This window comes from Kitasatospora sp. NPDC032150 (assembly GCF_055579945.1).
The window spans coordinates 1-5,856 of record NZ_JBVIMH010000077.1; the positions used below are offsets into that span (position 1 = coordinate 1).

A 5,856-nucleotide genomic window follows, 5' to 3' on the forward strand; every position below is an offset into this window, starting at 1 on the left:
AGCGGCTCGATCAAGGCCCACTGCCCGTCGGTCAAGTCCGTTGAGTACGGCATCCGTTCCATGCACCAACACCAACATGCACACGACATACGCGTTAGCCCGAACAGCTCCGTACACACGAACGGGCGACACCAGATCATCCAGAAACGGACTTAACGTCCTCTCAGTGGCAGAGAAGCGCTCTGGTCAACCTTCAGTGGCAACTGGTCAAGGTTCAGTGTCAGAGGTCACGGGTGCTGTCGCGGGGTGCTGGCGCGACCCCCTGTCGCGCGGGGTGCTGTCGCGTGCTGTGACCTGCGCGGATACCCGCGTTCCCCCGTGTGTGGTCCGGGCGCGACAGCTCGCCCGCGACACCCCCTGAGCGCAACGCGGGGTGCAACGCGGGACTCCGCGTTGCACCCCTGACCTGGGCCTTCGCCTCTCCGGACAGCGGCCGAGCCGCGTTGCAGTGAACGCGTTGCACCGCCCGGTCTGCGCCCGGCCTATTCCCAGCGCATGCCGAGTTCGGTGAGCCGCTCGTGTCGTGTCCCGTCGAGTTCTCCACGTCTCCACATTAGCGTGCTCGGCGCACGCTTTTCCTGCTACAGTCAGAAGCGTGCTCAAGGCACGCGTCTCTAATTTGTCTCGGGCGGGGTCACTCCCGCGCCCCACCGAAGGCACCGTCGAAAATGAGGAGAAGCTCAATGCGCCATCGTCTTCCCGCCATCGCCCTGACCGCCGCCCTGGCCGGTGGTGTCCTGCTCGCGGCTGCCCCCGCTCAGGCCGCCCCCGTCCAGCCGGGCGCGGCCTCGGCCGTGGCCGCCACCGACCACCGCGCGGACGTCGTGAGGATGCTCCACCAGCGCGACGAGCTGCTCGACGAGGCCATGCGGCTGGACCAGCTCGGCGATCGCAAGGCCGCCAACGACAAGCGCTACCTGGCCGCGTTGCTGCAGCGCATGATCGACACCATCCTCGCCTCGGAGTAGCACGGCTGATCCGGTGGGAACCCCGGACCACGCCGCCGACCGGTGCCGGGGCGGATACCGCGCCGAGTTGCTGGTGCTGGACGTGCCCGCGGCCGACAGCCGCCAGGACATCGCCTTGCGCCCAGCCCAGGTCAGCCGGAACGAGCTGAACACCGCGGCGGAAAACTATGTAGGCAGCGGGTGGGTCTCGTACGAGGGGGCGCGCACCATGGTGTCCGACCCGCCCGGGACGCGGCCCGAGCCGGCCTCGGCGCAACGGGCGGAGCTGGGGCGGCGACGCCCTCACACGCTGCGGTTCTTCGCTGATAGAGCTTCGCGTGCAGCCCCGCACCTCCCACCATGGATCGCCCGTTGCAACATGGGGTGCAACACGGCTCCGCGTTGGACCCCCTGTGCTGGTCATTCGCTCCTGCCGGACGGCGGCCGGGCTGTGTTGCGGTGGGCGTGTTGCACCGTCCGGTCTGCGTCCAGCCCCCGGCCCGCGTCTACTCCCAGCGCATCCCCAGCTCGGTCAGCCGGGCGGCGCGTTCGGTGGGGATGGTGGCCCGCCGCAAGCGGGTGTTGGCGATGAAGAGTCCGAGGCTGATCTCCACCTTGCTCCCGTCAGCAAGCTCCAGCGGTTCCTTGTGTTTGCGGGGGACGTTGAGGTGGCCTTCGCGGGCCCGGTATTGGGCGGCGGCGGCGAGGTTGCGGCGTTCCTTCTCCGCGTGCGTCACCTTCCCGGCCGGCTTCTGCTCGGTGGGCAGTGGCTCGAATCCGAGGACGTGCTCGCACGCCCATTGCTGGGCGGGGGAGAGCTTGTCCCAGCCGATCTGTTGGGCGCGGCCCCACTCGGCCAGATCCTCACCTTGCACCACCACGGAACCCGGCTCTGCGCCTGCCAGCTGGCCGCCCTCCTTCACGTGCCGCCAGGCCAGGGCGAAGCACCGCTGCCATTCCACCGACCAGGTGGGGCACCATGCCGGGTCGATCTCGTCGAGTGCGTTCTTGCGGTCGGCGGTCAGCGCCCCGGTCCAGTCCAGGCCCTGCTCCCCGGCCTCGGCGCGGCGCTGGAGTGCTTCGGCGCGGCGTTGGGCGGTGCGCAGGTTCTTCATGATGGTTCCGACCGACCGGCCGCCCGCCCCACACCGCGTCCGCGGGTGGGCAGGCGTGGCCGTGTTCGGCGGCGTACCCGGCCACCGCGGTGAGGTTATCGGTGAACGCGGTGTCGAACGCCGACCAGATCATGCCCAGCGCGTCGAGTTCCTTGATCCGCTCCGGGTCGAGGACGTCGGCGGCCTTGTAGCGGCGCTGGTCGGCCACCCATACCCCGAGCCTGTGCCCGGACGGTGCCCGGTAGGCGTAGGGCACCTTCACGTCGCCGAACTTCTCGCGGTAGGCGAGCAGCTCCTCCAGGCCCCGCCGGAACTCGGCCCGCTCCGGCTCCAGCACCCGGGTCCGCACGAACGCGGCGATGAGGGTGGGGTCGCGCTGGGTGGAGAACTGCAGCAGCTGCGTCTCCCCGGCGGCGGAGCGGAACTCCTCCGGCTCCCCGGCGTGCTTCGGCTCACGGGGCGGCCGGGTCTCGGACTGCGGCATCGCCAGGCGCTCGACGGCGGCCGCGTCGTGAGCTCGCAGCGCCATCAGCAGCTTGGACAGCCCGTCGTACGCCCTCGAGGTCAGCAGCTGGTCGCCGTTCTCGCCGGCGCCCAGCAGGACGGGCACCACGATGGTGGCGACCTTGCCGCTGCCCGGCTTCATCCGCAAAGCGCGCCCGACGGCCTGGACCAGGTCCACCATCGACCGGCGCACATCGGCGAAGAACACCGCGTCGCAGTCGAAGGTGTCCACGCCCTCCGACAGCACCTTCACCGAGGCCAGGATGTACCGGAGCAGCCGCCACCCGTCGTCCCTGATCAGCGACGCGAATGTGCCCAGCACGGCCCGGCGCTCAGCGGAGGTGTGCTCGGCCTCCAGCCACGTCGTGCCGATCAGTTCCGGGTCCGGGTGCAGGGCGGGGTCTTGCTCCCACAGCACCCGCGCCACATCCGTCAGGCCGGTGCTCAGTGCCCGCGCCTCGGCGACCATGTGATGGAAGGACAGCACCCGGGACAGGTCCCACTCCGCGCAGGCGGTCAGCAGCGCGGTCTGCAAGGCCGCCAGCCGGGCGCCCCGGTACTCCACCGACATCTCACTCGCACCCTGCTGCTCCAAGCCCTGGAGAACGGGGTCCGTGACGTCCACGCACACGATGCGATACGGGGCGATCACCCCGTCCGAGATCGCGGTCCCCAGGGGGTAGTCGTGGGCGATGGGCCCGTACAGCGCCTCGTCGTCCATGCTGGCGATCAGCTCGACCGCCTCGATCCCGGCCGCCGCCGCCCGCACCCGATCGCTGTCCTTGACCGCCCACAGCCGTGGGGTGGCCGTCATGAACAACCGCCGGTCGCAGGGGATCCGGGTGTTGTCCAGGATCGCCGCCCACGGCCGCCCCGCTTGCCCGGACGTCCGGTGCGCCTCGTCCACCACCGCCAGTGAGAAGGCCGGCAGCCCCAGCTGGTGGGCCTTCTCCAGGTGGCCCAGGCCCAGGCTGGCGTAGGTGGCGAACACCGTCACCCGCCCCGGCCCGGCCGTCCACTTCACCAGCTCCGCCGGATCGGTGGTGCACCGCAGGCCCACCGGCTGCTCGTTGCCCGTCAGCGAGCAGAGCCCAACCATCCGGCCGCCGTGCCCCTCGCGCTGCCAGACCTCGACCGTCTGCTCCAGCAGCGGCAGCGAGGGCACGATCACCAGCGTCCGCTCGGAGTGGAGCCGCGAGGCGACGTGCACGGCCGTCAGCGACTTGCCCGAACCCGTCGCCGCCCGGATCTGGCACCGCAACCCCTCCGGCGGCACCAGACCCGACGCCGGCAGCGTCAGAAGTCGTACTGCCGCGTCGCACGCCTCTTCCTGGTGCGGGCGCAATTTATTCGTCATGATTCGAGTTTCCCTTTCCCGGAATTCGCGCGACAAAGACAAGGTCAGGCGCAAGTCGTTCCCGATGGGCTCTGGTATTTCGCCGCAAGCCGGACCTCGCGCTCCGCGATCCAGGCCTGTGCGCCACCCAGTGGCACGAGAGATGCCGGACGGCGTAGATAAGATGATCCGATAAGGCGCTGATGCGCGCCTATGCGACTCATCCTTTCGGCCATTCAGCGTGTTCTGCTACTTAAGGCGGGGAACGTAATGAATACCGCATGACTGCAGAACCCAAGAAAGGGGTGCTGAAATGGCATTCAATCCCGCCGGCACAAATTGGTCCGTCGCTCCTTTCGACGACAGCGGCACGCTCGGTGCATTCCACCCGACGCCCTGGGAATTCCACAACGAAGCCATGAACGCCGGGACCCTTTGGGCCGGGGGATACGCTCCTATGCCCGGCGTGGACAACGGGTACCTGTGCGAGATCACGGTCTCCGGCACGGTATCGGACTCGTTCGAGGTCTACTTCCTGACCGGCGACCGGTTCATCGCGACCAAGAGCGGCTCGCTCTACCGCTTCGGCCTGAAGGTCTGAGAAGCCTTGAACCTCGCGTTTGCCGTCGTGGGGTGCGCTTCTTCGCGCCCAGGGCCGGCTGCCTGAATGCGGCCCATTCACGTGCTTCGCGTCGGCGAAGACGGTACCTGCATCTCTGCCGACGGGCCGACACAGCCAGGAGCGGGCCCGTCGGCAGCCCGCGCGTGCGCGCGCTGACACCGGCCCCGCCCGCCAGATCCGCTCCCGCGGCTTGCAGGTGGTCCCTCCCACTCGGCCGCCTCCCACATGGGGCGAAGCCTCGAGTCGTCCATGCGGCCGGCCTCCCGCTGCGAATCTGCGGTTTGTTGTCGCTGGGGGATCAGTCGGTGTCACTGGCCCTTCATGACGGTGGCGTATGGGGGTGGGGGGAGTGCTGCGTGTCACCGGGGTGCGGATGTGTGGTGACATCAGGAGACGTCGCCCAGTGACACCTTGATGCAGATCCCTGAACGGGCGGCCGGCCTGCTGGAGGATGCTCAACCGATGTGGCGAGTAGCCAAGTTAGAAGCACGAGGCGGGCATCAGATGACCGGGGAGTCCTCCATGGACCTCCACACGGGATCGACCGTCGGCCACCCGCGTGGAACGTTGTCCTTCGTCAACAGGCCAGTCAAGAACCGGGTGAAGCCGCCTTCCGCAATCAGCACCATGCGGTACTGGCGGAATGCCACCATCACTGCCCACTCTTCATCGTCCCTGGGCAGGAGGAAGCACAGGTCCCCGTCGTAGTCATGGGATCCCCACCCGACGGCGGTTGCCGGATCGAAGGAGAGTACGCCCGAGCTGTCCCGGTACTGGTCAGCCAAAGCCTCCAGAGCGTGCCGGTCGTCTCTCATGCACTCCAGCAGGGGCTGTCGGCCACTGGGATGGGCGATGGCCAGAAACTCCATGATCCGGCAGTCGCCGTACTCGTCGACGAACTCCTTGAAGTCGTCGGGAAGCCGGCGACCGACCCAGTCCTCGATCTCCCGCCACGCATCAGCCCGGGCACGGATCAGTCGTTGGGGCGGCCCCAAGAGCTCCCGAAGGACCAGATCCACCGTCAGCCTCCGCAGCCCTCGAATATCCAGACGTTCTCAACATCAGCAACATACCGCTGGCCGTCGACCCACCACGGCACCGGCTTCTACACCATCGATCATCTCCGGCCCCGCAGACTGAGACATCCGCGGGATCGGGCGACGACACGAGCCCCCGGAGTTCACGGAGCCTGCTGCAGTGATCGTGTTACGGGCTCTAACCTCAATACCAGTGACTTAGAAGCCGTTGTCTTTCCGATAGCGACGGGTGCGTTTCCGCTGGTCAGGCATGGTGCCGGTGCCTCGGTGGCAGAGACGGGGTGTCGTGTCGTCT

The 5,856-nt window shown here is 68.3% G+C and carries 5 protein-coding genes; 2 read left to right on the forward strand and 3 right to left on the reverse strand.

The window, feature by feature from the left end; all coding sequences use genetic code 11:
* Positions 1-683 precede the first annotated feature (683 nt).
* Positions 684-968, forward strand: coding sequence for a hypothetical protein (locus tag ACZ5ON_RS35535; protein ID WP_465601629.1), 285 nt, complete (start codon positions 684-686; stop codon positions 966-968).
* Positions 969-1,453: 485 nt separating this feature from the next.
* Here the strand turns inward: ACZ5ON_RS35535 and ACZ5ON_RS35540 are convergent, their stop codons facing one another.
* Both ACZ5ON_RS35540 and ACZ5ON_RS35545 read right to left on the reverse strand, forming a co-directional pair.
* On the reverse strand, positions 1,454-1,828 hold the full coding sequence (locus tag ACZ5ON_RS35540; protein ID WP_465601632.1) for a helicase associated domain-containing protein: 375 nt from the start codon (positions 1,826-1,828) through the stop codon (positions 1,454-1,456).
* Complete coding sequence (locus ACZ5ON_RS35545; RefSeq protein WP_465601635.1) at positions 1,812-3,923, reverse strand: helicase associated domain-containing protein; 2,112 nt, start codon at positions 3,921-3,923, stop codon at positions 1,812-1,814. The genes ACZ5ON_RS35540 and ACZ5ON_RS35545 overlap by 17 nt, the downstream gene beginning before the upstream one ends.
* Positions 3,924-4,215: 292 nt before the next feature.
* Between ACZ5ON_RS35545 and ACZ5ON_RS35550 the strand changes: the two genes are divergently transcribed.
* Positions 4,216-4,503 (forward strand): hypothetical protein, encoded by a 288-nt coding sequence (locus ACZ5ON_RS35550; protein ID WP_143677042.1) that lies wholly within the window; start codon positions 4,216-4,218, stop codon positions 4,501-4,503.
* 521 nt (positions 4,504-5,024) lie between these two features.
* Here the strand turns inward: ACZ5ON_RS35550 and ACZ5ON_RS35555 are convergent.
* On the reverse strand, positions 5,025-5,543 hold the full coding sequence (locus ACZ5ON_RS35555; RefSeq protein ID WP_465601638.1) for a hypothetical protein: 519 nt from the start codon (positions 5,541-5,543) through the stop codon (positions 5,025-5,027).
* Positions 5,544-5,856: the final 313 nt, after the last annotated feature.